The following is a 25,448-nucleotide window of genomic DNA, read 5'->3' as shown; positions in this document are numbered from 1 at the left end:
GCCTCCCTGTTCATGATCCGACGTGCACACGCTACCGATCCGGGCGCTCACCTGGTTCCGGAGCGAAACCGGACGATCGAACATACGATGGGCGGGACGCCGATGAGTTCGGGGTGGGAGACTTTATGGCACAGGCTGCCAGCGCAGCTGCACGGACCGTCATCCTGACCGTGGACGACGATCCCGGAGTGTCGCGTGCCGTGGCGCGCGACCTTCGGCGCCGGTACGGCGAGTCCTACCGCATCGTGCGCGCCGAGTCCGGTGAGAGCGCCCTCGATGCCCTGCGGGAGTTGAAGCTGCGGGGCGACCTGGTGGCCGTGATCATGGCCGACTACCGGATGCCCGAGATGAACGGCATCGAATTCCTGGAACAGGCCCTGGACGTCTACCCCGGCGCGCGCCGGGTGCTGCTCACCGCGTACGCGGACACCAGCGCCGCCATCGACGCGATCAACGTCATCGACCTCGACCACTACCTGCTCAAGCCGTGGGACCCGCCGGAGGAGAAGCTCTACCCCGTCCTGGACGATCTGCTGGAGGCGTGGCGGACCTCGGACTACCGGCCGGTACCGAGCACGAAGGTGGTGGGGCACCGCTGGTCGGCGCGGTCGTCGGAGGTACGGGAGTTCCTCGCCCGCAACCAGGTTCCCTACCGCTGGTACTCGGTCGACACCCCCGAGGGCCAACGGCTGCTGGCGGCAGCAGGACACAGCGGGGACCGTCTGCCGCTCGTCGTCACCCCGGACGGCACGCCCCTGCTCGAACCGGGTGAACAGGAACTCGCGTCCCACGTCGGGCTGGCCACGACGCCCACCGCGGAGTTCTACGACCTGATCGTCATCGGCGGCGGTCCGGCCGGCCTCGGAGCCGCCCTGTACGGGGCGTCCGAGGGTCTGCGGACGCTGCTCGTGGAGCGGTCGGCGACCGGCGGCCAGGCCGGGCAGAGCTCCCGCATCGAGAACTACCTCGGTTTCCCGGACGGAGTGTCCGGCGCGCAACTGACCGACCGGGCCCGCCGTCAGGCGAAGAAGTTCGGCGCCGAGATCCTCACCGCACGCGAGGTGTGCTCTCTGGAGGTCAACGGGTCGGCGCGCATCGTGCGGTTCTCGGACGGGCCGGCGATCTCGGCACACAGCGTGATCCTGGCGACCGGCGTGACCTACCGGCAGCTCAACGCCCCGGGCCTCGAGAAGCTGACGGGGTGCGGTGTCTTCTACGGTTCGGCGCTGACGGAGGCCCCCGCCTGTTCGGGCCAGGACGTCTACATCGTCGGCGGCGCCAACTCCGCCGGACAGGCCGCGATGTACCTCGCCCGGGGCGCCAAGTCGGTCACCGTGCTCGTCCGGGGCGAGTCGCTGTCCGCATCCATGTCGCACTATCTGATCCAGCAGATCGCCGAGTCCCCCAATATCTCGGTGCGCACCGGAACCGTGGTGGAGGCGGCGCACGGCACCGACCACCTGGAGCAGTTGACACTGCGCGACGTGGTCACCGGTCACACCGAACTCGTCGACGCGCAGTGGCTGTTCGTGTTCATCGGGGCCGCGCCGCTGACGGAGTGGCTGGAAGGGACCGTGCTGCGGGACGAGCACGGGTTCATCCTGACCGGTCCCGACATGACCTGCGACGGGCAGCCGCCGCCCAGCTGGGAGCTCGAACGGCCCCCGTACCATCTGGAGACCAATGTCCCCGGTGTGTTCGTCGCGGGCGACGCGCGCGCCGAGTCCGCCAAGCGGGTCGCATCGGCGGTCGGCGAGGGGGCCATGGCGGTGATGCTCGTCCACCGGTATCTGGAGCAGTCATGAATCCACAGGACGGGGAGCGGTGCGTGGGCGGCCGGACGATGACGTGCGACAAGGAGGAGCTCAGGACGCTCTTCCTGTTCGAGAAGCTCACCGACGACCAGTTGGCACGGCTCTGCCACGAGGGCCGGGTGGAACTGTTCGAACCCGGCCCGGTGTACACCGAGGGCGAACCGGCCACGTGTTTCTTCGTCCTGCTGAGCGGCACGGTGGTGATGTACCGCCGTGTCGGCTCCGACGACGTGGAGATCTCCCGGACGTCACAGCGAGGGGTGTACGCGGGGGCCTTCCAGGCGTACCTGGGCGAGCGGGCCCGGGGGGCGAAGTACAACGGATCGATGCGGGTGACCGAACCCTCACGGTTCTTCGTCCTGCCCTCCGAGACCTTCTCCTCGGTCATGCGGGACTGGTTCCCGATGGCGGTGCATCTGCTGGAGGGCCTGTTCTTCGGCAACAAGAACACACAGCAGATCATCAACCAGCGGGAACGGCTGCTGGCACTCGGTTCCCTGTCCGCGGGACTCACCCATGAGCTCAACAACCCTGCCGCGGCCGCCGTGAGCGCGACGGCGGCGCTGCGGGAGCGGGTCGCCGGGATGCGGCACAAGCTGGGCATGATCGCCGCCGGGCGGTACGAGCCGGAGGCGCTGCTGACCCTGGTCGACATCCAGGAGCGGACCGCGGAACAGGTCGCCAAGGCGATGCCGGTCAGTCCGCTGGAGGCGTCCGACCGTGAGGACGCGATCGGCGACTGGCTCGAGGACCACGGCATCCAGGGCGGCTGGCAGCTGGCTCCCACGTTCGTCCAGGCCGGTCTGGACACCGACTGGCTCGACCAGGTCGAGGCGGCCGTCGAGGAGGGGGCGCTGGAAAGCGCGATCCGGTGGCTCAACTACACGGTCGAGACCGAGCTGCTGATGAACGAGATCGAGGACTCCACGACCCGGGTGTCCACCCTGGTCAATGCCGCCCGTCAGTACTCCCAGCTCGACCGGGCGCCGTACCAGGTCGTCGACGTCCACGAACTTCTCGACAGCACCCTGCTGATGCTCTCCGGAAAGATCGGCCGTCGGATCACCGTGGTCAAGGAGTACGACCGCACCCTGCCGAGCATTCCCGCCTACCCCGGCGAGCTCAACCAGGTGTGGACGAACATCATCGACAACGCGGTCTCGGCCATCGAGGAATCGGGTGGTGACGGCACGCTGACCGTGCGGACGTCGCGCGACCGCGACCGGCTGCTCGTCGAGTTCTGCGACACGGGCCCCGGTGTGCCGTCGGAGATCCGCAACCGTATCTTCGACCCCTTCTTCACCACCAAGCCGGTGGGTCAGGGAACCGGGCTCGGCCTGGACATCTCCTGGCGCATCATCGCCAACAAGCACCACGGCAGCCTGGACGTCCAGTCGGTGCCGGGCGACACACGGTTCCAGGTGCGGCTGCCACTGACCGCCGCGGAGTCCGACGTCGCCGAGCAGAGCGCCGAACCCCAGCCGGCTCCCGAACCGTCACCGGAGGCAAGATGAGCACTGTGAACGGAATCGAGCCCAGCGTCCCGCCGAGCGGCAGTGGTTGCGTGGAGTGCAACGAGGCGGGCGGTTGGTGGTTCCATCTGCGGCGGTGCGCGCAGTGCGGGCACATAGGCTGCTGCGACGACTCTCCGGCCAAGCACGCCACTGCCCACTTCCACGCCACCGGGCATCCGGTGATCCGTAGCTTCGAGCCGGACGAAGGCTGGTTCTGGGACTTCACCACCTCCCAGCTGTACGAGTCCGGGCCGGATCTGGCTCCCCCCGCCTGCCACCCCGAGGACCAGCCCGTGCCCGGGCCGGAGGGTCGGGTACCGGCCGACTGGGCGGAGACGCTGCGCTAGGGCCTTTCGTCTGGATCAGATCGGCTGAGAGAGACTGCGCCTTTCGGTCGACCCGAGCGGGGCGGGACAGGCCCGTAGATCGCACACGGCCTGCCCCGGCAGTTCCCGCGCCACAACGGGGTGTCCCCCCTTCTCCCGAGAGCCGGCGGCCCCGGAAGTCGCGGTCACCGGATTTCCCGCGCCCGCACATGCGAGGGTGGAGGCGGAACGACAGCCGCATCGTGGCGGATGGAACTGTCATGGGAGGTAGGGGCGTTGATCGGGATCTCGGACATTCACGCGGCCGCGGAGCGCATCGCCGGGCACGTCGTACGCACGCCGACGGTGGAGAGCCCCGGGCTCACCGCACTGCTCGGCGCCCCCGTGACCGCCAAGCTCGAACTGCTGCAGCGCACCGGTTCCTTCAAGGCGCGGGGCGCGACGGCGCGGCTGCTCACGCTCGGCGAGCGGGAGCGGGCCGCGGGAGTGGTGGCGGTCAGTGGCGGCAACCACGGGATCGCGCTCGCCGTCATGGCAGCCGCCCTGGAGGTGAAGGCGACGGTCGTGATGCCACGGACCGCGCCCGCACGATCGGTCGAGATCGTGGAGTCGGCTGAGGCCTCGCTGCATCTGACGGACGGGATGGACGAGGCGTTCGCGCTCACCGCGCGGTTGCGGGGCGAAGGCCTCACTCTTGTGCACCCGTTCGACGACCCGGAGGTGATCGCCGGACAGGGCACCGTCGGCCTCGAGTTCGCCGAGGACGCCGGCGAGTTGACCGACGTTCTGGTGAGCGTCGGGGGCGGCGGGCTCATCACGGGAGTGGCCGCGGCGCTGCACGCCCTGCGGCCCGGTATCCGTGTGTGGGGGGTGGAGACGGAGGGTGCAGAGGCCATGTCCCGTGCACTGGCGGCGGGCGGTCCGGTACCGGTCGAGCTGTCCTCGGTCGTGACCACGCTGAGCGCACCCTCGGTCTCCCAACTGACGTACGACCATGCGTCGACCCTGGTCACCGAGGTCCTGCTGGTGTCGGACCGGGACGCGGTCCGCGGCAGCCTGGAACTGGCCGAGCACGCCGGGGTGTGGACGGAGCCCGCCGCGGGCTGCCTGCTCCCCGCGGCCCGGCAGGTGCGGGAGCGTGTCGGCGAAGGGGTCCGGCTGGGTCTGGTGGTCTGCGGCCGCAACGCGACCGTAGCGGACATCATGGGGTGGGCCGATCGCTTCGGGCTGCGCTGACCGGTGCCGAGCCCTCCCGGGAGATGAGAGGCGCCCGACAGCGGCGCAGCGGGCCGCCGCGAAGGGGGGTCGTGTGCCAACGGGCCGTGAAGGTGCGGTCGTCCAGTGCGCAGTTCACCGTCAGACGGTGCGGCGTCTGCAGGAAGACGACGTCGACTCGCAGGGTGCCCGGGGCCGTCCAGCCACCGCTCACCGCCGTGGGGACCGCACCCTCGTCCACGGCCCATCCCGAGTCGGGAAGGCGCAGGGCGAGACGCTCCTCGCCTTCCACGAGCGTCACCGTCCAGGCGCCGTCCGCCGAGGTGACCTCGACCTCCGTCAACGTCGGCTGGTCCGCTGAATGGCCGCCCAAGGGCGTGAAACGGGCGTCGCGCCAGGAGCCGGGGGCGGCCGGCGGCCCGGGGTCCGCGACCACCGGTGGCAGTGCCAGCCGGTCGAGGCGTTCCTGGAGCGCCTTGTCCTCCTTGGCGCGGCCGGCGAGCGGGGCGGGGCCGAGGGCGGGCAGCAGATGACGCCACATCGCGTCGAGGAGTTTCTGCGTCTGCCGGGTCGCCGCTGTCGTCGCGATGACGGTGTCGTGCTCGGGCAGGACGACGCAGAACTGACCGTAGGCCCCGTCGCCCCGGTACCCGTGCCGTGACATCCAGAACTGGAAGCCGTACCCCTGCTGCCAGTCCGAGGCGGCGCCCTCGGCCGTCCCGTCGGCGTTGGAGATGTGCGACCGGGACGCCTGCGCCACCCAGGAGGACGGCAGCAGTCGCATGCCCTCCCAGACGCCGTCCTGCAGGTACAGCAGCCCCAGCCGGGCGATCGCGTCCGTGGTGGCGTGCAGTCCGCTGAACCCGAGGTCCCGGCCTCGCGGATGCTGGATCCAGGAGATCTCGCCGATGCCCAGCGGGTCGAGGATCCTCGGGCGCAGGTACTCGGTCAACGACTGTCCGGACAGCCGCTGTACGAGTGCGGCCAGCGTGTAGGTCGTGGGCTGGTTGTACGCGAAGACGGTACCGGGATCGCGGTCCGGGGGGATCAGCAGGAAGCCGCGGACGGGTTCGGCGCGGTCACGCCCGAAGGCCTCGGTGTCGGTCTCGGCGAGGTGCCCGCTGGCCATGGAGGCGATGTGCCGGACCAGCATGGCGCGGCTGCGCGGGTCGGTGATGTCCGCCTGGAATTCCGGGAAGTACGAGACGACGGGTGCGTCGAGATCGAGCAGTCCTTCGGCGACGGCCACTCCGGCCGCCGTCGAGGTGAAGCTCTTGCTGAGGGAGTACAGCAACTGCAGGCGTCCGGCGGTGTACGGCGCCCACCAGCCCGAGGCGACCAGGTGGCCGTGGCGCAGGATCATGAGGCTGTGGGGCTCGATGTCGGAAGCCGTCTCGACCGCATCGAGGAAGGCCTGGATCCCGCGGGCGTCCACCCCTTGCTCGGCGGGGTAACTGACGGGCAACGGGCGGGTCCTCATGCGGCTGGCCTCCTGGAACGCTGCGGTCGGGCGGTCGCGACAGCGGTTCGCTGTACGCGCCATCCTTCCGCCGGGGGCCCGGGCCTGTCCACGGCGCGGATCGGGGTCGCGGGGCCTGCCCCAACTCGGCCGCGGCGCGGGATGGTTGACGGTACACCGCCATAATGATCGGGTGATCGACTCTTCCCCCACACCCTTCCCCCCATCCGGTCGGCACGTCCCCGTCGTCATAGTCGGCGCGGGGCCCGCCGGGCTGGCTCTCGCCAACGTCCTGCGAAGCGCCCGTGTCGACTGTGTCGTCCTCGAGGCCGAGAGCAGGCAGTTCATCGAACAACGACCCCGGGCCGGGTTCATCGAGGAATGGGCGGTGCGCGCGCTGGAGCGCCACGGACTGGCCGCTCGCCTGCTGGAACAGGCGCAGACGCACACGGAGTGCGAGTTCCGCATCGGCGGCGAGCGCCTCAGGTTCGGCTACACGCAGGTGTCCGGCCACCGCCACTTCGTCTATCCGCAGCCGCTGCTCGTCACCGACCTGGTCCGGGAGTACGCGGACACCAAGGGCGGCGACATCCGGTTCGGCGTCCGCGACGTGGAGTTGCACGACGTCGACGGCGAGACGCCTTCGGTGTCGTACACGGACCCCGACTCGGGCGAACGCCGCCGGATCACCTGCGATGTGATCGCCGGCTGTGACGGCGCCCGCGGCGTGACCCGGGCCTCGCTGCCGCCCGATCGCGCGCACACGGCGCGGCTCGACTACGGCGTGGGCTGGCTGGCTCTGCTCGCGGAGGCCCCGCCGTCGTCGGACTGCGTGGTCTTCGGGGTCCATCCCCGCGGTTTCGCCGCGCACATGGCCCGCGGCCCGCAGGTCACGCGCTACTACCTCGAGTGCCCACCGGGCGACGACGCCGCGAACTGGTCGCACGAGCGGGTCTGGTCCGAACTGCGCACGCGGCTGTCCGTGGCGGGTGCCGCACCGCTGACCGAGGGGCGGTTGATCGAGAAACGTGTGCTGGACATGCACAACTACGTGGTGCAGCCCATGACGTACGGAAGGCTGTTCCTTGCGGGAGACGCCGCCCATCTGGTGGCACCGATCGCCGCGAAGGGCATGAACCTGGCCCTGTACGACGCGCTGACGCTCGCCGACGCCCTCGTCGCGTACTTCCACGAGGGCGACACCGGCGGGCTGCGCGGCTACTCCGCCGCCTGTCTGCGCCGGGTGTGGGAGTACCAGGAGTTCTCCGAGTGGTTCGCGGAGCTGCTGCACGGGCCGTCCTCGCAGGACCCCTTCCGGGCCGGCAACGCCGGTGCCAGGCTGCGGCGGCTGTTCGACTCCCCTGTCGCGGCGGCCGCGTTCGCCGAGTCGTACATCGGCGCGGGTGGCGAAAGTAACCGCAGGTAACCTACTGACGGGTAGTCAAGCGCCGCGTTTTCGCACGTACAAGCGGACGTCAGCGCGGCCGGGGAAATCCCGCCATGGAAATCGCCTTTCTTTGAACACCCACCGTCACGTCCGCCGTACAACCGGGAAACGGAGAGTCCGGTGCGCAGCGAAGGATGACGATGGACCACGGGCAGCTCCACACACGAGAGTTGATCGCCGGGCGGTACCGGGTGCTCGAGGCCGTCCACGAGGAGGAGGGACGGTCCGTCTGGGTCGGTGAGGACGTGGAGTCCGGACGGCCGGTGTCGCTCACGGGGTCGCGCCTGGCACCCGTTCGGTCCGAGGACACCGTGCGGCGCACCGTCGCCCGGATCCTGCACGAGTCGGGGGCCATGGAACTGCTGTGTCCCGGCCGGGTCGCCGTGGTCCTCGACGTCGTCGAGGACCACGGCGACCTGTGGACCGTGACCGAGCGGATCGACGGCACACCTCTCGGGGTGATCCTGGCCCGCGGCCCCCTCGACCATGTGTGGGCCGCCAGGATCGGCCTCGGCATCCTCGATGTGCTGGAGGCCGCCCACCGCCGCGGGGCGACCCATGGAGACCTGAGCCCGGGCCAGGTGTTCGTGCGGCAGGGCGGCACCGTCGTGGTGACGGGCTTCGGGCTGATCGGCGCGTCCGTCACCCAGCGGGTCACCGCCCCCGCGTACGCCTCCCCCGAGCAGGCCCGTGGGTCGAGCGCGGGACCGGCGGCGGACCAGTGGGCCCTGGGAGCGCTGTTGTACGCGATGGTGGAGGGTCGTGCGCCGGTCAAGGACCGGGGGCCGGTCGAGTCGACGCTGCGCGCGGTCGACCGGCTGCCGTTCCGCCACCCGGTGAACGCCGGTCCGCTCGCTCCTGCCGTCACCGGTCTGCTGCGCCGCGACGCCCTGGAACGGGTGCCGGAACCGGCGGTGCGCGCCTCGCTGACGCGCGTCCTGAACGAGGAACCGGACGAGCCCACGCACGAGACGCCGCTGCCGCGTCTTCGAAACGCGTGGCCGTTCGTCCGGCGAGCGGGGCGGGCAGGGCGCGGCCTGTCGGTGCGCCGCTCGGTGCTGGTGGGTGCCGGTCTTGTGGTCGCGGCCTCCGTGGCCCTCCTCGTCGCGGTGGGCCGACCGGAGGGCGGCACATCGGCGGCCGGTACCGGTCCTTCACGTTCCGGAGCGCCCGCGACGCCTGCCGATCCGACGGGCGGCGGCACCGATCGGCAGACGCCTCCCCCGTCCTCCGGCGCCACCAGGGACCCGAACGCGGGCTTCGGCCGCCACGTGGCACCGGAGGGCTTCTCCGTCGACCTGCCGCAGGGGTGGGAACGCATCCGTACGGAGAGCGCCGCCGAAGACACCTACAGGGTGACGTTCGGCGCGAGCGGGGATCCGCGCACGCTGACGGTCACCTCCGGCGTGCGTCTCGCCCCGGACCCGGTGGCCGTCTGGCAGAGCCTGGAGCCGTCACTGAAGGGCACATACGCCGACTACGCACGCCTGGGCGACATCAGGCCCGTCACCTACCGGGGCTACAGGGGCGCGGACATGGAGTGGCTGTCCACGGTGAGCGGGGTCCGCGTGCACACCTTCGGCCGCGGCTTCCTCGTCGGCGACGGCCGCGGCTTCTCCCTGCGCTGGACCACCCCCGCCGCCGACGCCCGGAGCGCGGTCGACCAGCAGGCGCTGAAGGTCTTCCTGCGGACCTTCCGTCCGACGGGGTTGTGACGCCACGCCGTCCGAGCATCCCGCGGTTCTGCGGCACGGTCCGCGCCCCCGTGCGGACCGGACCACAGAAGTCATGGGGGGCCGGGGCGCCGATCACCGATGAGGCCGGACCGGCGGTTCATCCACGGCTCTCCGGGACGCGACGCTCCCCCGTACGCCCGGCGAGCCACAGTGCGACCGCCTCCGCGATCGGCTGGCCCGTCTCCAGTTCGACGAAGCCGAACTGCCCTGCCTGGTTGCACTCGAGGAACCACCACAGTCCGTCCTCGTCCTCCGCGAAGTCGAAGGCGGCATAGGCGAGTCCGGACAGCGCCAGGTACTCCTGCACGGACTTCGCGATGCGGTCGGGCACCGCCGTGGTCCCCCATGCGTACCCCGTGTCGCCGTACCGTCCGTCGACCTGTCCGGGTGCCGACCTCTTGCGGGCGCCGAACAGCCTGGGCCCGACACAGGTCAGCCGGATGTCGGCACTCTTGGGGACGTAGCGCTGGAGCAGCGCGGGTCCGGCCGCGACGGTGGAGAAATCGGCGCCGGGTCCGATGAGCGTGGTCGGCAGCGCCGACGCGGGGTCGCCGGGCGGCGGTCCCGAGGCCGACTTCACGACCACGTCCCGGTACTCCTCGGCGAACTGCTGGGCCACCCGCGGGGCGGTGGTGATGACCGTCGGCGGCACGGCGAAGCCGCTGAGGTGGGCGATCCGCAACTGCCACGGCTTGTAGCGGGCCTGGTCGGCGTTGCGAGGGTGGTTCATCCACCGTGTCGGGGCGGAGTACAACATGCCGTAAAGGGCCTGCCGCGTTTCGGCGGTCAGCCATGACGACGAATCGCTCGCATGCGCAGCCGGCTCGCCCGGCCGGCGCACCCATACCGAACGCAGGCCCCCCATGCTCAGGACGTGTCCGTTGACCGACAGATGGCCGTCGAAGTCGCCATGGGCGTAGTCGGCGGACAGTACCGCCTTGCCGGGGACGTCCGCGGGATCGAGGCGCATCACGGGCACGCTGCGCAGGTGCAGCTCCGCCACCACCATGTCGGCGGTCACGTCCTGCTCCGATGTGAGGATGAGTACCGTCATCCGGGTACCGCCGTCAGTCGTCGAAATGGGTCTGTGAACCGGCGGTGGACGTCGTCGTGCCGGCCGCCAGCAGCAGCTCGCGGTCGCTCACCGCGGGACGGCCGTCGGGCAGCACGTTCAACTGCATCGAGGAGTCGTAGCGGTACGGCGTCACCACAGCGGGAAGCACCCTGGGCCGGGCGTAGTTGAGGGTGAACGGTCGCACGGGAAACCTCCGCGTTTTTCGGCATGCCTGTTCCCAGACCTTTACGTCTTCCTGGCGTAAGGAATTCACTACTTTCCGCCACATCAGGGTGAAGGTCGCCACATTGCCCGGAGACAACCGCACGGCGCCGAGTGACGTCCCTAAAAGCCGGACACACGCTGATGTCAGTGCCCTCGGCAACAATGCGAACCGAAGATCATCCGCCCCTCCCCGGCCGGACGCCGCCGCCCGTGCCCCGAAAGGCTGACCGCCCATGACGCGCCCTCGGCTCAGTGCCCGTGCCGCCGACGTGCTGCGCCTGATCACTAACCAGCGCGAGCCGGTCTTCCTCACGGTGCACGCCAACGGGCGGCGCCGCTGGGGCCGCTGGCAGTCCGACGGGCGTCCGGTGGCGCTGCCCACGGAGGAGTGCGACGCGCTGCACGCGGCGGGACGGATCGTGCTCGGCGACCCGGTGGTCGACCGGGCCAAGACGACCTACCGGGTGAGGGCCGCCGCACGCGGGACATACCGCACGGCGGCCTCCTTCCTGACGGCATGACGGACGCGGCCGGGGTGTGGATGTGCGCCCCGGCGTGGCGTCGGTGCCGCATCAGCGGTCACGCTCACACGGGGCACCGCCACTGTCCCCTGCGCGGTAACGGTGGCTGCTCCGGGGCACATTGCTCACCGGTCGTCGCCATGATGTGAGCGCTCCTGGCGACAGCGGGCACAGTTCCTAGGGGAACCGCACTCGTCCGGCCCGGCAAGGGAATTCGTTCGAGGCGCCCAACCGGCTCGTGGCACCATGTGCGGCATGACGACAACTCGAAAGGCCCATGCCGCGTAGACGGCCGGGACACATCCGAGCCGCCCTTCCCCGGCGGCCCCGGAACGGCGACACAAAGGCGGTCGTAGACGGTCTGTCACAGCGTGCGCTGTCCGAGGTCGCCCGCCTCGAGCGCACCTGGAACCATCTGCAACCAGGAGACGTCACCAGGGCCGTTCGCACGTGGAGGGCCTACGTCAAGCTCCCGGTGCGCCGGCTGTGGCTCGACCACGAGTCGGGCGATGTGCACTGGTACTGCTGCGAGGATCCCCTGGAAGCCCGCGCTCTCCTGGAGATCGTGCTGCACGCCATGACACCCCGTAGCGCGCGCGAGCTCCGGGTCGTCGTCGGACGATACGACGCCATGTGGAACACCCGCGCTCCGTCGCTTCCCGCGGACGGCCGATGACGGCCGGCCGAGGGCCGACCGGCCGGGGACGCGCCGCCGGCCGGTCTCCCGTACACGCCTACCAGCGGCTCTCGACCTGCTCCTTGATCCGCCGGTCGTAGAGGTCCCGGATCGCGTCCAGGGTGTCCTGCGAGAGTGCGGGAAGCTTGGCGACGGCCGCGTTGGCATGGGCCTGGTCCGCCGAGCGTGCGCCCGGGATCACCGTGGTCACGCCGGGCTGCTGGACGACCCAGGCCAGCGCCAGCTGGGCCGGGGTGAAGCCCTCCGGGGCGAGCGCGGCGAATTCCGCCGCCGCCTCCACACCGGTGGCGAAGTCGACGCCGGAGAACGTCTCGCCCTGGTCGAAGGCCTCGCCGTGCCGGTTGTAGGAACGGTGGTCGTTCGCGGCGAAGACCGTGTCCTTGGTGTACTTGCCGGACAGCAGGCCGGAGGCGAGCGGCACCCTGGCGATGATGCCCACGCCGGCCCGCTGAGCGGCCGGGAGGACCTCTCGCAGCGGCTTCATCCGGAACGGGTTGAGGATGATCTGCACGCTCGCCACGTTCGGCCGGGCGATCGCGGTGAGCGCCTCGTCACAGGTCTCCACACTCACGCCGTACGCGGCGATGCGGCCCTCCTCGACCAGGGTGTCGAGTGCGTCGTAGACCTCGTCGGACGAGTACACGGAGGTCGGCGGGCAGTGGAGCTGCACCAGGTCGATGCGGTCGACGCCGAGGTTGCGCCGGGAGCGGTCGTTCCAGGCGCGGAAGTTGTCCAGGACGTAGTTCTCGGGGATCTGGTCCAGGCGGCGGCCCATCTTGGTCGCCACCAGCACATGCAGATCGGGCCTGCCCAGCAGGAAGGCGGCGATGGTCTGCTCGCTGCGCCCGTCGCCGTACACGTCCGCGGTGTCGAAGAAGGTCACGCCGGACTCGGCCGCCGCCTCCAGCACCTCATGGGCGTCCTTGTCGTCGACGTCCCCCCAGTCCGCGCCCAACTGCCATGTACCGAGGCCGATGACCGACGCGTGCTGCCCCGACCTGCCGAATTCTCGCTCTTCCATGCGGCCAGTCTGTCATCCGCACCCGCCGGTGCCGCGAACGCCCCGTCCTGCGCGCCGTGGCTTCGGGCGACCACCGGCCGGGGCGAGCGGGCTGCGAGGCTCGCGGACTAGATTGGTGGCCGCCGACCGAGGAGAAGCCCGACCATGCCCGCCCGCCCCCGCCTGCTGTACGTGACGGATCTGTCCTACCCGGCCCGCGGCCGGCGTTACTGCGACGAGGACATCGCCCTCACCTCCCGGCTGCGCGCGGACTTCGACATCGCCCTGTGCCATCCCCTGGAGGCCGCGGCACTGATGGACGGCTTCGACGCCGTCGTGGTGCGCAACAGCGGGCCGGTGCTGCACTACCGGCGGGAGTACGACGATTTCCGTGCCCGGGCCACGGCGCGCGGCACGCGTGTCTACAACCCGCTCACCGGCCGCGCGGACATGGCCGGCAAGCAGTACCTGCTCGACCTCACCGAGGCCGGACACCCGGTCATACCCACTGTCGACCGGGTGGAGGACCTTCGGCGGCTGCCCGCGAGCGACCTGTACGCGGTCAAGCCCAAGGCGGGGGCGGACTCCATCGGTCTCGACTTCGTGCCGTGGGACCGGCTGCGGGACCTGGCCTGGGGCGACGTCCTGGTGCAGCCGCGAATCGACTTCCGCTACGAGGTCTCGTTCTACTACGTGGACGACGCCTTCCAGTACGCCCTCCACGCCCCCGACCCCGAGCGGCGCTGGGTCCTCGAACCCTACGAGCCGACGGAGGCCGACCTCTCCTTCGCCCGGGGTTTCATCGACTGGAACACCCTGGACCACGGCATCCAGCGCGTCGACGCCTGCCGCACCCGGGGCGGAGACCTCCTGCTGGTCGAGTTGGAGGACCTGAACCCGTATCTCTCCCTGGACCGGGTGCCCGAGGCGACCCGCGAGTCCTTCGCCGTGGCGATGACGGCCTCGCTGCAGCGGTTCCTGCGGGCCCGGCCGGTCTGACGTCTCCGGCCGCCCGTTCGTGCTGAGGTCATGCGTGGGGACGGGCGGCTCGCCCGGCCCGGGACGACGCCGCCCGGACGCGTCAGGTGCTGAGCAGCCTGCGCAGCCAGTTCTCCCGGGCCGCACGTGCCTCGCGGGAGAGGGATGCCTTCGGGGCGAGGCCGTCGAAGCCGTGGAACCCGCCCGGCCACACATGGAGTTCGGCGCGCCCGCCCACCTGCCAGATCCGGGCGGCATAGGCGACGTCCTCGTCCCGGAAGGTCTCCGCGGAACCGACGTCGATGAACGCGGGCGGCAGGCCGGACAGATCGGTCGCGCGGGCCGGTGCGGCATAGGGCGACACATCGGGCCCGCCGCGGGCGTCGCCCAGCAGCGCACCCCAGGCGGTCTCGTTCGCGGTGCGGTCCCAGACGCCGTGCCCCGCCATCTGTCGGGCGGAGCAGGAGTCGTTGCGGTCGTCGAGCATGGGGCACAGCAGCATCTGGCCGAAGACGGCGGGACCGCCCCGATCCCTGGCGAGCAGGGCCAGTGCCGCGGTGAGTCCGCCACCCGCGCTTCCCCCGGCCACCACGATCCGCGCCGGGTCGACGCCGATTTCCCTCGCGTTCTCGGCCGTCCACACCAGACCGGCGTAGCAGTCCTCGACCGGGGCGGGGTGCGGGTGCTCCGGGGCGAGTCGGTACTCCACGGAAACCACGACGAGGCCCAGTTCCTCGGACAGGTCGAGCATCTCGTCGACGCCCATCCTGTTGTTGCCGGTGATCATGCCCCCGCCGTGCATGTGGTAGACGGCCGGCAGCGGTCCTCGCTCGCATGTCGGCCGGCACACGAGCAAAGAGACGTCCGGCGCCCCGGGCGGTCCCGGCACCGTCCGCTCCTCGATCTCGAAGGCCCCGCCGCGGCCCAGGTCCTCGTCCGTGGGTGGGGGCACGACCAGACCCGCGCGGATCTCCGGGATCGCCTCGGGCGGGAACCCCGGCGGCAGCCGGTCGGCGATCGGCTCCAGGACGGCCGCCAGCTCGGGGTCGAGAGGCGGCGGGCACGGGGCGTCGCGGTCCGCGGCGTTCCGGGAGGTGGTCGGCTGGGTGGTCAGGACTGCTCCCTCGGGTCGGGGCCACACACCCGTGTGGCCTGTGCGTCGATGAGTGCCGACAGGGCCCTGGCACCACTGCTCACCGGCGGGCGGCCCGGTACGCATCGTCGCTCCGGCCCCGGCAGCCTTCCTTCTGTCCGCCCTGTGCGAGGTTCAGTCCCTGCCCCGGCTCTCCAGCTGCAGCTCGACGTCGACCTCCTGGTCTCCGGCTACCACGCCCAGCTGGTGGACGACGAACATCTCGTCCAGGGCGTGGCGCAACCGCTCCACCGCGCGGGGCTCACCCTGAAGTTCGGCCTTGACCGGACCCGACAGGGACGGCGGCGGGGCCTGCCGCTCGGGCGTACCCGGGACGGCCGAGGTGTCGAACGTCCCGGTCCACATGGTGGGCCGGGATCCAGCGGTCTCGTGGGGCGTGTCCTCGGCCCTGCGGTCCGAGGAGAAATGCCGGCACAGTTCGGCGAACAGGCTCCCGGCGTCCGACGCCGAACAGCCGCTGACCACCACTTCGACCTGTGGTGCGTGTGCTACGGGCGAGTTCACGGCCGCTCCTCTCATCAGGTGACCGACGCGGGTACCCACCCCCGATACCCCCATGCACGACGGTACGGCCGAAGCGGCGGGCCCGCCTGTCGGCCGTGGCTGTCGCGATCTGAGCCGTAAGGCCCCTGGTCAGCGCCTTCCGTGAGCTATGTTGAAGGTTCTCGGGACACACAGGAGGAGGTCCGGTGTCATCGCCCCAGCACGCACGTGCGCAGGCATCTGCGATCACTGCGGGCAAGACGGCCCCGGAGGCCGACGCTGCACCGACGTCCCAGCTCAGGGAGTTGTTCGATGGTCCGAGACTGTCCCCGGGGCACCGCCGGATCGCCCAGTACCTGATCGAGCACATCACCGAGGCCGCCTTCCTGTCGATCACGGACCTGGCAGAGCGGGTGGGCGTCAGCCAGCCCTCGGTGACGCGTTTCGCCACGGCGGTCGGCTTCAGCGGTTACCCCGCGTTGCGGGAGAAACTGCAGGCCATCGCCCTGAGCGCGCTGGGCAGCCCGGGCACCCCCGCCGAGCATCGCGGCAACGAACTGCAGGCGGCCGTGGACGGCGAGATCGAGAACCTCGAGAACCTGCGCCGGGACTTCGCCGACCCGGACGAGGTGATCCGTGTCGGCCGCGCGTTGTCGGAGTCGACGCCGCTGACCGTGCTGGGCCTGAGGATCTCCGGTTCGCTCGCCGAGTACTTCGCGTACGGGGCGCGGCGCATCCACCCGGACGTGCGTCTGGTGACACGCGGCGGCAGCGTGGCCTACGACTCGCTGCTGCAGTCCCGGGAGGCCGGCGGGACCTGGGTGCTGGCCTTCGGGATGCCCCGGCACGCCCAGGAGACTCTGACCGCGGTGCGGGTGGCACGCAGTGCGGGGCTCAAGGTCGCCCTGATCACGGATCTGGGGCTGGGCCCGCTCGCCGACGAGGCCGACGTCGTCTTCGCGACGGGCACCGGTTCTCGTCTGGTCTTCGACTCCTACGCCGCCCCCGGTGTGATGGCCGCGGCCCTTCTGCAGGCCATGACGGACGCCGATCCGGAGCGGACGCAGGCCCGGCTCGAGGAATACGAGCAGATCGCCGAACAGCACCAGTTCTTCCTCAGGGACTGACGCCCCGCCCGGGGAACGCGGAACACCGGTCCGGTCCCGCTGCCCCTTGTTCACCGCCCGGCCCGTCGAAAACGATCCGCGCCACCGTCCCCGAGGGCGACGGCCCGCGGGATGTTTCACCACAAACCCCGGATGAATTTTTCCATGTCCTTGCGCATCAAGCCGCATATATAAATACTTCTCGCGGATCGCAGCCCGGACCTCCGGGTCGCGCCGTACGGACACCCGCTGCCGTCCGCTCCTACCCACGGGCGCCGGGGTGCCGGCCGGGCCCCGCTGCGCGGGCTTCCATGGCGGCGACTCCGGCCACCCCCTGGCCGGGAGCCGCCCCCGATGTCGCCGCACCGACCCGAGCCGACGTGACCCGGAAGCGAAGACCATGGCCTTGACTACGTACTCGCCGATCAGCTCGGACTGGCCGTGCCAGGTCAAGACGCCCGGCAGCTACGACTGGGAGCGATCGGCCGCCAAGTGGCTGCGCGAACTCGTGCCCGCGCGCTACGCGGGCTATCCGGCGCTGATCCGCCACCCCGTCCTGCTCGCCCGGCACGCCCGGATCCAGGTGCAGCACGAGATGCGGGTGGCCCGGACGGCGCTGCAGACGGCCCGCGTGGAACTGCCCGCACTCGGTCTGCCCGAGGCGGTCATCGAACACACCATCAGGCTGTACGCCGCCGAGGTCATGCAGCTCCAGCACATCGCACGCAGCGTGCGGGTGGTGAGCATGGCGCTGCTGGAGAGCAGCGCGGCAGGCGCGGGCCGCTGACGGCGAGGGTCTGTCGTTTGGATCAGGCCGGCCGGGAGCGACCGAGCCCTTCGATCGACCCGGCATGATCCAAACGACAGACCCTGGGCATACGGCTTCTTCTTCCGCGTCCGGACGGCCCGTTCGGACGATCTCGGGCACTGTCCGCCGCGAAGCCGGGCATCCGTAGGATCAGGACGACTCCTACGGATGCCCGGAGAACTGCACATGGACTCCTCGACCTGGACTGTGATCGCCGTCATCGCGGTCCTCGCCGCCGCCTTGCTGGGCATGGCGCTCGCCGTGCTGCTGAGGCTGGTCCGCACCCGCCGCGACCTCCGTCGCGCCGGGCTGCCGACCGGCCCCCGATGGGTCTTCTGGGGCGCGGTCCTGTATCTCGTGCTGCCGACCGATCTGCTGCCCGACCCCGTCTATCTGGACGACATCGGCGTGCTGCTGCTGGCCCTCAGGTCGATGCGCTCGGCCCTACCCGTACGGGAACCCGGGCGCGGCGACGGCGCGTTGTCCGACTGACGGGTGCCGGTCCCCACGGCCGCACCCGGCACGGCGGCGGTACGGACGAGCGGACGGCACCATGAACGAACTGGTTCCCGGAGGCAATCTGCCCCTGCCTGAGGGCTCTGTGACGATCGGGGTGCCGGGCCCGTTCGACGTCTCGGCGATCGTCACGGATATCGGCGGAAAGGTGCGCGGCGACGCCGATTTCGTCTTCTACAACCAGCCGTCCGCGCCCGGCGTCCGGCTGGCCGGCGGGGAACTCACCGTGCACCCGCGCGCCTTGCGGGCCGGAGCCGAGCGCGTCACCGTGATCGTCAGCCCGGCCGACCCGGCCGTGCACCTCGGGTCCCTGCCCGCCCCGACACTGCATGTCAGCGGCGCCGCCGGCCGCGAGGTCGCCCGTTTCACCCCGCAGCGCACGCAGCGGGAGACCGTTCTGCTGCTCGCCGAGCTCTACCGGCGGGGCACGGTCTGGAAGCTCCGTGCGCTGGGGCAGGGGTATGCGGACGGACTGGCGGGTGTGGCCCGGGACTTCGGGGTGGACGTGGTGGAGGACCGGGCCGTGGCTGCACCGCGCACCCCGGCGCCGGTGCCCGCACTCGACCGCCGCCCCGGCCCGGGCTCACCTGGGCCCGACGGCTACCTGGTCCTCGTCAATGCGGCGCGCGCCCGGGCGGGTTCGCCTCCCGTCGCGCTCGATGCGCGGCTCACCGCGGCGGCGCAGGCGCACACCGCCGGCATGGCCGCCCGTGGCGCACTCGCCGCCGAGAGCGCGGACGGCACCTCCCTGCACCAGCGGATCACCGCGAGCGGCTATGCCTGTCTGACGGTCGGCGAGCATCTCGTGTCCGGACCCCGCAGCCCGGCCGAGTTCGTGGAGTACTGCCTCGGCGACGAGCGGTCGCGCCGAACCCTGTGCGCACCAGGGTTCACCGACGCCGGTGTGGCCTGTGTCGCCGGGCGGCGCTCGAACGACACGTACTGGACGGCGCTGTGGGCCAGTCCCCTCACAGCCGCCGGACTGGCCCGTACGACCGACGAGGTGCTCGCACTGACCAATGCCGAGCGGGCCGCCACGGGACTGCCCCCACTGGCCGCCGATCCCCGGCTCACGGCCGCGGCCCAGGCGCACAGCGCCGACATGGTGGCCCGCGACTTCTACGCGCACACCTCGCCCGAGGGCCGCGAGCCCTGGGACCGGGCCGCCGCGGCGGGCTCCCGGCACCGCGCGGTGGGCGAGAACATCGCCTGCGGACAGCGTTCCGCCACCGAGGTCGTCATCGGATGGATGAACAGCCCGGGGCACCGCGCGAACATCCTCAAGCCGGCCTTCACCCACCTGGGCGTCGGTTTTGCGGGCGGCGGCCGGGCGGGGACGTACTGGACGCAGCTCTTCGGCGGCTGACGTCGTCGACCACTCCTTCGCCCGGACCACGTCCGCCGCGCCGCCGCATCCCGCGGTCCCACGCGTTGTCTGCCCGGAGGGACGGGAACACGCCCCCGCCCGTACGTTCCCCGTGCCCGCGGGTCTTCAAGTCTTCGGCCGGCACCGCTACATGCTGAGGTAACCGAGCGGATTGTGAGGCGGTACGGTGTCGGACTTCTCCAGCAGGACGGGCGCGGCGCTCGTGGCGGGCGGAACGGGAGGCATCGGTGCGGTGCTGGTCGGTCTCCTGGCCGAGCGGGGCAGCGACGTGGCGTTCACCTGTCGCACCCATGACGAGCGGGCGGCGGTTCTCGTCAACGAGGTCAACAAGCGCGGGCGGCGCTGTCTGGCCGTCCGAGTGGACCTGACCGAGGAAACCCCCACGGCGCGGGCGGTGAACGAGGCCGCGGACGCCTTCGGCGGCATTCACACGCTGGTGTACGCGGCGGGCCCGCATGTGCCGATGGTCCATCTGAGCCGGGTCACGCCTGCCCGCTACCGGGCACAACTGGAGGCGGACGCCATGGCGTTCTTCCATCTGGTCCATCCCGCGCTGCCGAGGCTGCGGGAGAGCCGGGGCAGCATCGTCGCGGTCACCACGGTGGCCACCCGCCGGTTCCCGGTGCGCGACGGTCTGTCGGCCGGTACGAAAGGCGCGGTCGAGGCCGTCGCACGGGCACTGGCCGCCGAGGAGGGCCGGTACGGCGTGCGCGTCAACTGTGTGGCGCCCGGCATGCTGACGGACGGGAACGCGGCGCGGCTGATCGCGGACGCCGAACTCGACGAGGCAGCGCTCGACATCACCCGGCGCAACATCCCGATGCGCCGCTTCGGCACCGCCCTCGATGTCGCGGAAGCCGTCGCGTTCCTCGCCTCGGACCGGGCCGGGTTCATCACCGGGCAGGCGCTGGGGGGTCGACGGCGGGTACAGCGTCTGATCCGGTGCGGCGGCGTGCACCGGCCGGGCCGTGGGCCGGGAGTCCCGGTTCAGGCCGACGGCAGGGGCGGCCGCGCCACCGGCTCCGGGCCGCCTCGGGCGGGCCCGGTCCGCCAGAGGGCCCGCAGGGCGAAGAGGATCGTGATCAGCAGGGCCCAGGAGGCCCATTTCGTCACGGAGACCGGTTCCCAGCCGTGCAATTGGGACGGGTACCGCCAGGCCCCGAGATACGTGGCGATGTTCTCGGCCAGCCACAGAAAGAAGCCGACCAGGGTGAAGGACAGCGCGAGCGGCATCCGATGGCGTCTGCTGCCGACGGTGAAGTGCATCCAGGTCCCGCCCGTCACGAGCAGGAGCAGGGCGCCGAGCACCCAGCGCAGATCGGGCAGCCAGTGATGCGTAAGGAAGTTGGCATACAGCAGGACCGCCAGCACGGTCGTGCTGCAGGCCCGGTAGCCGGTGAGGGACAGGTCGAGCAATCGCCAGGTGCGGCAGCCGTAACCGCCGACCGCGGCGTACATGAAACCCCCGTACAGCGGCACGCCGGCGAACTTGGTCAGCGCGGGCTCTGGATAGCTCCACGACCCCATGTGCACCTTGACCAGTTCGAAGACGAGTCCGAGGACATGGCAGACGGCGACGAACGCCACCTCGCGCGGGGTCTCCCACCCCAGCAGGTGGCAGACACAGGTGAGCAGCACCCCGTAGGCCAGCAGCAGGTCGTGGCGCGCCACCGGCAGCGGCGGCAGCAGCTTCGCGACCGCCATACCGGCGAACAACGCGACCGCGACGGCGCAGCAACGCGCCTGAAGTCGGCCGAACAACGCCAACTGCCCGAACACCCAGGTCCCATGTCTGATCCTGTGCATGCACCTGGAGACATCGGACCGGCGCCGACGGTTGCCGATGCGGCCTCTTGCGTCACGAGCGGCCGCTCACCGTGCTGTGGTCCCGGCCCGGTGAGCGGCCGCCTCCACGCCCTCAGTTCTGTGCGAGGGCCGCCCCGTTGGGCCGCCGGTGCAGCGGCTGTTCCGGTGCGGGGCGCGGGGTGAGGCGAGGGATGTCGCGGGTGTGCGGCTTGTCCGCGTCCACCGTGAGCGGTTGGCCGTGGTGGTGGACCTCCAGCGGCTCCCCCTCGACCAGGGTGTACGTGGCCTCCCTGCTGCGGATGTCCACCCGCACCCGGCGCCCTCGCAGCTCCAGTGTGAAGGCGAGACGACCGAACCGCTCCGGCAGACGTGGCGCGAACTCGATCCTCTCTCCGTGGTGGCGCATGCCTCCGAAGCCCGCGACGAGCGCCATCCAGGTGCCGGCCAGGGACGCGATGTGCAGACCGTCCCGGGTGTTGTGCTCCAGGTCCTGCAGATCCATCAGTGCGGCTTCGTGCAGATAGTCGTAGGCCAGGGACAGATGACCCGCCTCGGCCGCGACGACCGCCTGGCAGCAGGCGGACAGTGACGAGTCCCGCACGGTGAGGGGCTCGTAGTACGCGAAGTTGCGCGCCTTGTGCTCGGCGTCGAAGTACGGGCTGCAGGTGTACATCGCCAGCACCAGGTCGGCCTGTTTGACCACCTGCTTGCGGTACAGGTCGAAGTACGGGAAGTTCAGCAGCAGCGGGTACTGGTCGGGGCGGGTCGCAGCGAAGTCCCACCTCTGGTATCGGGTGAATCCGGCGTGCTGTTCGTGCACGCCCAGTTCGTGGTTGTACGGCACGTGCATCGCCTCGGCCGCGTCACGCCAGGCCGCGCTCTCCTCCTCGTCGACGGCCAGTTCCTCGGCCCGGCGGGGGTGGCGCTCCACGGCGTCGGCCGCCGCCAGCAGGTTCGCGCGGGCCATCAGGTTCGTGTACGTGTTGTCGTCGGCGACCGCACTGTACTCGTCCGGGCCGGTCACGCCGTCTATGTGGAACGTGCCGTGATGGTCGTGGTGTCCGAGGGAGCGCCACAACCGGGCTGTCTCCACGAGCAGTTCGACCCCGGTGTCGCGTGCGAACCGTTCGTCGCCGGTGGCCGCGACATAGCGGACGACGGCATCCGCTATGTCGGCATTCACATGGAACGCCGCCGTGCCGGCCGGCCAGTACGCCGAACCCTCCGAGCCCTCGATGGTCCGCCAGGGGAACGCCGCACCGCGCAGCCCCAGTTGCACGGCGCGCTCCCGGGCGGCAGGCAGTGTGTTCTGCCGCCATCGCAGGGCCTCGGCGACCGCGTCGGGCGAGGTGTACGTGAGCAACGGCAGCACGAACATCTCGGTGTCCCAGAACGCGTGGCCGTCGTAGCCGGAGCCGGTCAGCCCCTTGGCGGGTATCGCGCGCTGTTCGGCGCGGGCCCCGGCCTGCAGGACGTGGAACAGGCCGAAGCGGACCGCCTGCTGGATCTGCTCGTCGCCGTCGACCTCGACGTCCGACCGCGCCCAGAAGTCGTCAAGGTAGAGGCGTTGTTCGTCGAGCAGACCGGACCAGCCGACGCTCATGGCGGCGGCCAGCGCCGCGTCCACCTGATCGCTGATCGCGGGCAGCGAGCGCGTACCGGACCAGCCGTACGAGACGAACTTCTCCACGCACAACCGCTCGCCCTCCCGCAGCGGGGAGGCGACGGTGAGTCGGGCCAGGTCACCGGTCGCCTCGCTCTGGGTCGTGGTCGGCTCGGGACCCCTGACGACATGGTCGGCCGCGGCCCCGATCCTGAGGCCGCTCCTGCGCGTACGGTGCACCAACCGCAGCCTGCCGTCCTCGGCGAAGTGCTCCTCCGTCTCCAGCGGGGAGTCCAGGACCACGGCGGCGCGCGGATCGCCTTCGCGCACGGGCAGTTGCTCATTGGCGACCAGTTCGGACTGCACGACGATCCGGGCCGGACCGCCGACGGCCTCCACCTCGTAGGCGACCGCGGCGATCGCGCGCTGGGTGAAGGAGACGAGCCGGGTGGAGCGCACCCGGACCGTCGTGCCGGCCGGTGAGGTCCACTCGCAGGTACGGGTGAGCGTCCCGGCCCGCAGATCGAGCACTCGCTCGTGGGAGCGCAGCAGCCCGTAGCGCAGATCGAAGGGCTCGTCGTCCACCAGCAGACGGATGATCTTGCCGTTGGTGACGTTGATGACCGTCTGCCCGGACTCGGGATAGCCGTATCCCGCCTCCGCGTACGGCAGCGGATGCAGTTCGTGGACGCCGTTGAGGTAGGAGCCGGGCAGCCCGTGCGGCTCACCCTCGTCGAGGTTGCCGCGCCAGCCCACGTGCCCGTTGGACAGCGCGAACACGGACTCGCTCTGTGGCAGGACCTCCAGGTGGAGTCCCCGTTCCCGCAGTATCCAGGGGTCGACGGCGTAGGACGTGTGCGTGATCACGAGCGCTCCCCCAGTTCCGCGAGGTCCGTGACGACGACGTCGGCGCCGTGGGCGCGCAGCGCTTCCGCCTGGCCGACCCGGTCCACTCCGACGACGTACCCGAAGTGGCCCGAGCGCCCGGCGTCCATGCCCGCGAGCGCGTCCTCGAAGACGGCGGCGGCCTTGGCCTCGACGCCGAGATCCTGGGCGGCGGCGAGGAAGGTGTCCGGATGCGGTTTGCCCGGCAGCTGCCGCTCGGCGGCGACGACTCCGTCGATGCGCACGTCGAAGAGCTGCTCGGCGCCGATCGACCGCAGAATGTCCCGGCAGTTGGTGCTGGAGGAGACCACGGCCGTGCGCAGACCGGCGACGCGCACCGCCTCGACGTACCTGATCGTGCCGTCGTAGGCGTCGACGCCGCGTGTCCGGATCAGCTCGAGGACCAACTCGTTCTTGCGGTTGCCGAGACCCTGGACGGTCTCCCGCTCGGGCGGGTCGCCGGGATCGCCCTCGGGCAGGTGGATGTCCCGGGATTCCAGGAAGGTGCGCACCCCGTCGGCGCGGGGGCGCCCGTCGACGTACTCGTCGTAGTCGGCGACCTCGTCGAAGGGCCGGAAGGAGTCCCCGTCCCGCCGGTGCAGAAAGTCGTCGAACGTCTGCTTCCACGCGGCCGCGTGGACGACGGCGGTCTTGGTGATGACCCCGTCGAGATCGAAGAGGCAGGCCTGGATGCCGTCCGGAAGACCGAGCTCTGTCATAGGGGCCAGCTTCCCCGAAGAAGGCCGGACAGTGGGTGGCGAGCGCCACATTTCGACGCTCGCGCACCACGGACGGGCCACGGCGGTGGCTGGAACACCTCGCCGCCGGGGCGTTTCACGAACGTCTGACCCGTTTGCCGCCCAGGCCGCGGCCCAGCTCGTGCAGGTACTCCAGGGCGTCCATGACCACCGTGCGGTCGTACCACACCAGCCACTCCCCTGCCTCGCGGCCCACCGTGGCGAGAGTCCGGGACTGGGCCGCCGTCAGCTCCCGGATGCGGTGCTCGAGATGGGCCGATGCCATCCCCACGCACGCCCCGGACACCGTCGTCAGCGGCACGCTGTGGCAGGCGCGGCTGCCGGCCCGCAGGATCGCCTCGCGCGCGGGTTCGGTGAACACCGGGTCCGTCTCAACGTCCTCGACGGTGATCTGTGCGACCTTGCGGGCGGCCATGGCGCAGGAGGTCCCCTCCTCACCGACATGGCCGAAGAAGTCGACGAAGTCGGCGGAGAGTCCGGTGTGTTTCTCCATCCGCAGACCGCCTTCCGCACGGTCGACCGTCTGGACGTTGCCCATGCCCGCGTCCGTCACGGCGAGCGTCTGGCTGAGCACGGCACTCAGCATCGCGCCCCGGTTCCCACCCCTGGCCCGGTGGGCGGTGTCGAAGGTGAGCCGGGGCTCGGGCCGCCGGACCCTTCGGGGAAACCACAGCGTCTGGCGCGGATCCGGGCGCGGGGCGAGCACCAAGGCTTCCGCGAGGACCCGCAATTTGACGTTGTACTGCTGGGAGGCGCGCTGGAGCAGGGCGAATCCGCTTTCCGCGTCCGGCAGCGCATAGCGTTCGCGCAACAGCCCCTGGGCCTCGGAGATCAGCGGGTGGGCCCGCAACCGGGCCCGCAGATGCCGGACCTCGGCCCGCAGACGTTCCAGCTCCATGTCCTCGTCGTCCTGATGTGATCGCAAGTCGCTCATCCGACGCCCCGGTCTCCTTCTCA

Annotated in this window: 23 protein-coding genes and 1 pseudogene; 14 read left to right on the top strand and 10 right to left on the bottom strand. The window is 71.0% G+C overall.

Features of this window, described 5'->3' with window-relative positions; translation table 11 throughout:
- Positions 1-125 precede the first annotated feature (125 nt).
- The 4 genes from ADL25_RS14270 to ADL25_RS14255 all read left to right on the top strand — a co-directional run bounded on the left by ADL25_RS14270 (position 126) and on the right by ADL25_RS14255 (position 4,890).
- Complete coding sequence (locus ADL25_RS14270; RefSeq protein ID WP_059128073.1) at positions 126-1,805, top strand: FAD-dependent oxidoreductase; 1,680 nt, start codon at positions 126-128, stop codon at positions 1,803-1,805.
- A gap of 38 nt (positions 1,806-1,843) precedes the next feature.
- Positions 1,844-3,328, top strand: coding sequence for an ATP-binding protein (locus tag ADL25_RS14265; protein WP_107116605.1), 1,485 nt, complete (start codon positions 1,844-1,846; stop codon positions 3,326-3,328).
- Positions 3,325-3,675, top strand: coding sequence for a UBP-type zinc finger domain-containing protein (locus tag ADL25_RS14260; protein WP_059128071.1), 351 nt, complete (start codon positions 3,325-3,327; stop codon positions 3,673-3,675). The genes ADL25_RS14265 and ADL25_RS14260 overlap by 4 nt, the downstream gene beginning before the upstream one ends.
- Positions 3,676-3,930: 255 nt before the next feature.
- Entirely contained in the window at positions 3,931-4,890 is a 960-nt protein-coding gene (locus ADL25_RS14255; protein ID WP_059128200.1) for a threonine/serine dehydratase, read from the top strand.
- On the opposite strand, the gene ADL25_RS14250 is transcribed toward ADL25_RS14255, so the two are convergent.
- Positions 4,856-6,349 carry a serine hydrolase domain-containing protein gene (locus tag ADL25_RS14250; RefSeq protein WP_063805632.1) on the bottom strand — a complete coding sequence of 498 codons (1,494 nt, stop codon included), beginning with the start codon at positions 6,347-6,349 and terminating at the stop codon, positions 4,856-4,858. The two genes, ADL25_RS14255 and ADL25_RS14250, sit on opposite strands and share 35 nt — an antisense overlap.
- A 172-nt stretch (positions 6,350-6,521) precedes the next feature.
- On the opposite strand from ADL25_RS14250, the gene ADL25_RS14245 reads away from it, so the two are divergent.
- Positions 6,522-7,754 carry a 4-hydroxybenzoate 3-monooxygenase gene (locus tag ADL25_RS14245; protein WP_234380902.1) on the top strand — a complete coding sequence of 411 codons (1,233 nt, stop codon included), beginning with the start codon at positions 6,522-6,524 and terminating at the stop codon, positions 7,752-7,754.
- A 161-nt stretch (positions 7,755-7,915) separates the two neighbouring features.
- Positions 7,916-9,490: a serine/threonine protein kinase gene (locus tag ADL25_RS14240; RefSeq protein ID WP_063805630.1), complete on the top strand. Its 1,575-nt coding sequence runs from the start codon at positions 7,916-7,918 to the stop codon at positions 9,488-9,490.
- A gap of 118 nt (positions 9,491-9,608) precedes the next feature.
- Here the strand turns inward: ADL25_RS14240 and tgmB are convergent, their stop codons facing one another.
- Positions 9,609-10,565 carry an ATP-grasp ribosomal peptide maturase gene (tgmB, locus tag ADL25_RS14235; RefSeq protein ID WP_059128069.1) on the bottom strand — a complete coding sequence of 319 codons (957 nt, stop codon included), beginning with the start codon at positions 10,563-10,565 and terminating at the stop codon, positions 9,609-9,611.
- A 13-nt stretch (positions 10,566-10,578) separates the two neighbouring features.
- Entirely contained in the window at positions 10,579-10,770 is a 192-nt protein-coding gene (gene tgmA, locus ADL25_RS14230; protein ID WP_059128068.1) for a putative ATP-grasp-modified RiPP, read from the bottom strand.
- Between the two features lie 253 nt (positions 10,771-11,023).
- Between tgmA and ADL25_RS14225 the strand changes: the two genes are divergently transcribed.
- Entirely contained in the window at positions 11,024-11,311 is a 288-nt protein-coding gene (locus ADL25_RS14225) for a hypothetical protein (RefSeq protein ID WP_059128067.1), read from the top strand.
- A gap of 277 nt (positions 11,312-11,588) precedes the next feature.
- Positions 11,589-11,987, top strand: coding sequence for a hypothetical protein (locus tag ADL25_RS14220; protein WP_234380901.1), 399 nt, complete (start codon positions 11,589-11,591; stop codon positions 11,985-11,987).
- A gap of 58 nt (positions 11,988-12,045) precedes the next feature.
- Here ADL25_RS14220 and ADL25_RS14215 read toward each other — a convergent pair whose 3' ends face one another.
- Positions 12,046-13,029 carry an aldo/keto reductase gene (locus tag ADL25_RS14215; protein ID WP_059128066.1) on the bottom strand — a complete coding sequence of 328 codons (984 nt, stop codon included), beginning with the start codon at positions 13,027-13,029 and terminating at the stop codon, positions 12,046-12,048.
- A 144-nt stretch (positions 13,030-13,173) separates the two neighbouring features.
- Here ADL25_RS14215 and ADL25_RS14210 point away from each other — a divergent pair, with 144 nt between their 5' ends.
- On the top strand, positions 13,174-14,007 hold the full coding sequence (locus ADL25_RS14210; protein WP_059128065.1) for a hypothetical protein: 834 nt from the start codon (positions 13,174-13,176) through the stop codon (positions 14,005-14,007).
- An 82-nt stretch (positions 14,008-14,089) separates the two neighbouring features.
- Here ADL25_RS14210 and ADL25_RS14205 read toward each other — a convergent pair whose 3' ends face one another.
- Positions 14,090-15,205: an alpha/beta hydrolase gene (locus tag ADL25_RS14205; protein WP_079050332.1), complete on the bottom strand. Its 1,116-nt coding sequence runs from the start codon at positions 15,203-15,205 to the stop codon at positions 14,090-14,092.
- A 48-nt stretch (positions 15,206-15,253) separates the two neighbouring features.
- Entirely contained in the window at positions 15,254-15,643 is a 390-nt protein-coding gene (locus tag ADL25_RS14200) for a hypothetical protein (protein WP_234380900.1), read from the bottom strand.
- Between the two features lie 185 nt (positions 15,644-15,828).
- On the opposite strand from ADL25_RS14200, the gene ADL25_RS14195 reads away from it, so the two are divergent.
- The 5 genes and pseudogenes from ADL25_RS14195 to ADL25_RS46065 all read left to right on the top strand — a co-directional run bounded on the left by ADL25_RS14195 (position 15,829) and on the right by ADL25_RS46065 (position 20,377).
- Positions 15,829-16,749, top strand: coding sequence for a MurR/RpiR family transcriptional regulator (locus ADL25_RS14195; RefSeq protein ID WP_059128064.1), 921 nt, complete (start codon positions 15,829-15,831; stop codon positions 16,747-16,749).
- A gap of 379 nt (positions 16,750-17,128) precedes the next feature.
- Positions 17,129-17,515, top strand: a complete 387-nt coding sequence (locus tag ADL25_RS14190; protein WP_059128063.1) for a hypothetical protein — start codon at positions 17,129-17,131, stop codon at positions 17,513-17,515.
- A 207-nt stretch (positions 17,516-17,722) separates the two neighbouring features.
- A complete protein-coding gene (locus ADL25_RS14185; RefSeq protein WP_059128195.1) occupies positions 17,723-18,028 on the top strand; it encodes a YkvA family protein in 306 nt (101 codons plus the stop codon).
- Between the two features lie 61 nt (positions 18,029-18,089).
- Positions 18,090-19,418, top strand: a complete 1,329-nt coding sequence (locus ADL25_RS14180) for a CAP domain-containing protein (protein ID WP_059128062.1) — start codon at positions 18,090-18,092, stop codon at positions 19,416-19,418.
- A gap of 223 nt (positions 19,419-19,641) precedes the next feature.
- Positions 19,642-20,377, top strand: a pseudogene (locus ADL25_RS46065) (SDR family NAD(P)-dependent oxidoreductase).
- Positions 20,378-20,426: 49 nt separating this feature from the next.
- Here ADL25_RS46065 and ADL25_RS14170 read toward each other — a convergent pair.
- The 4 genes from ADL25_RS14170 to ADL25_RS14155 all read right to left on the bottom strand — a co-directional run bounded on the left by ADL25_RS14170 (position 20,427) and on the right by ADL25_RS14155 (position 25,425).
- Positions 20,427-21,245, bottom strand: a complete 819-nt coding sequence (locus ADL25_RS14170; RefSeq protein ID WP_059128060.1) for a DUF817 domain-containing protein — start codon at positions 21,243-21,245, stop codon at positions 20,427-20,429.
- Between the two features lie 112 nt (positions 21,246-21,357).
- Positions 21,358-23,715 carry a glycoside hydrolase family 65 protein gene (locus tag ADL25_RS14165; RefSeq protein WP_059128059.1) on the bottom strand — a complete coding sequence of 786 codons (2,358 nt, stop codon included), beginning with the start codon at positions 23,713-23,715 and terminating at the stop codon, positions 21,358-21,360.
- Positions 23,712-24,452, bottom strand: coding sequence for an HAD family hydrolase (locus tag ADL25_RS14160; RefSeq protein ID WP_059128058.1), 741 nt, complete (start codon positions 24,450-24,452; stop codon positions 23,712-23,714). Before ADL25_RS14160 ends, ADL25_RS14165 begins: the two co-directional genes overlap by 4 nt.
- Positions 24,453-24,567: 115 nt before the next feature.
- Positions 24,568-25,425 carry an ANTAR domain-containing protein gene (locus ADL25_RS14155; protein ID WP_059128057.1) on the bottom strand — a complete coding sequence of 286 codons (858 nt, stop codon included), beginning with the start codon at positions 25,423-25,425 and terminating at the stop codon, positions 24,568-24,570.
- Positions 25,426-25,448: the final 23 nt, after the last annotated feature.

This window comes from Streptomyces sp. NRRL F-5122, from assembly GCF_001507435.1.
Taxonomy (GTDB): Bacteria; Actinomycetota; Actinomycetes; order Streptomycetales; family Streptomycetaceae; genus Streptomyces; species Streptomyces lannensis.
This window is presented reverse-complemented; position numbering and strand designations above follow the sequence as displayed.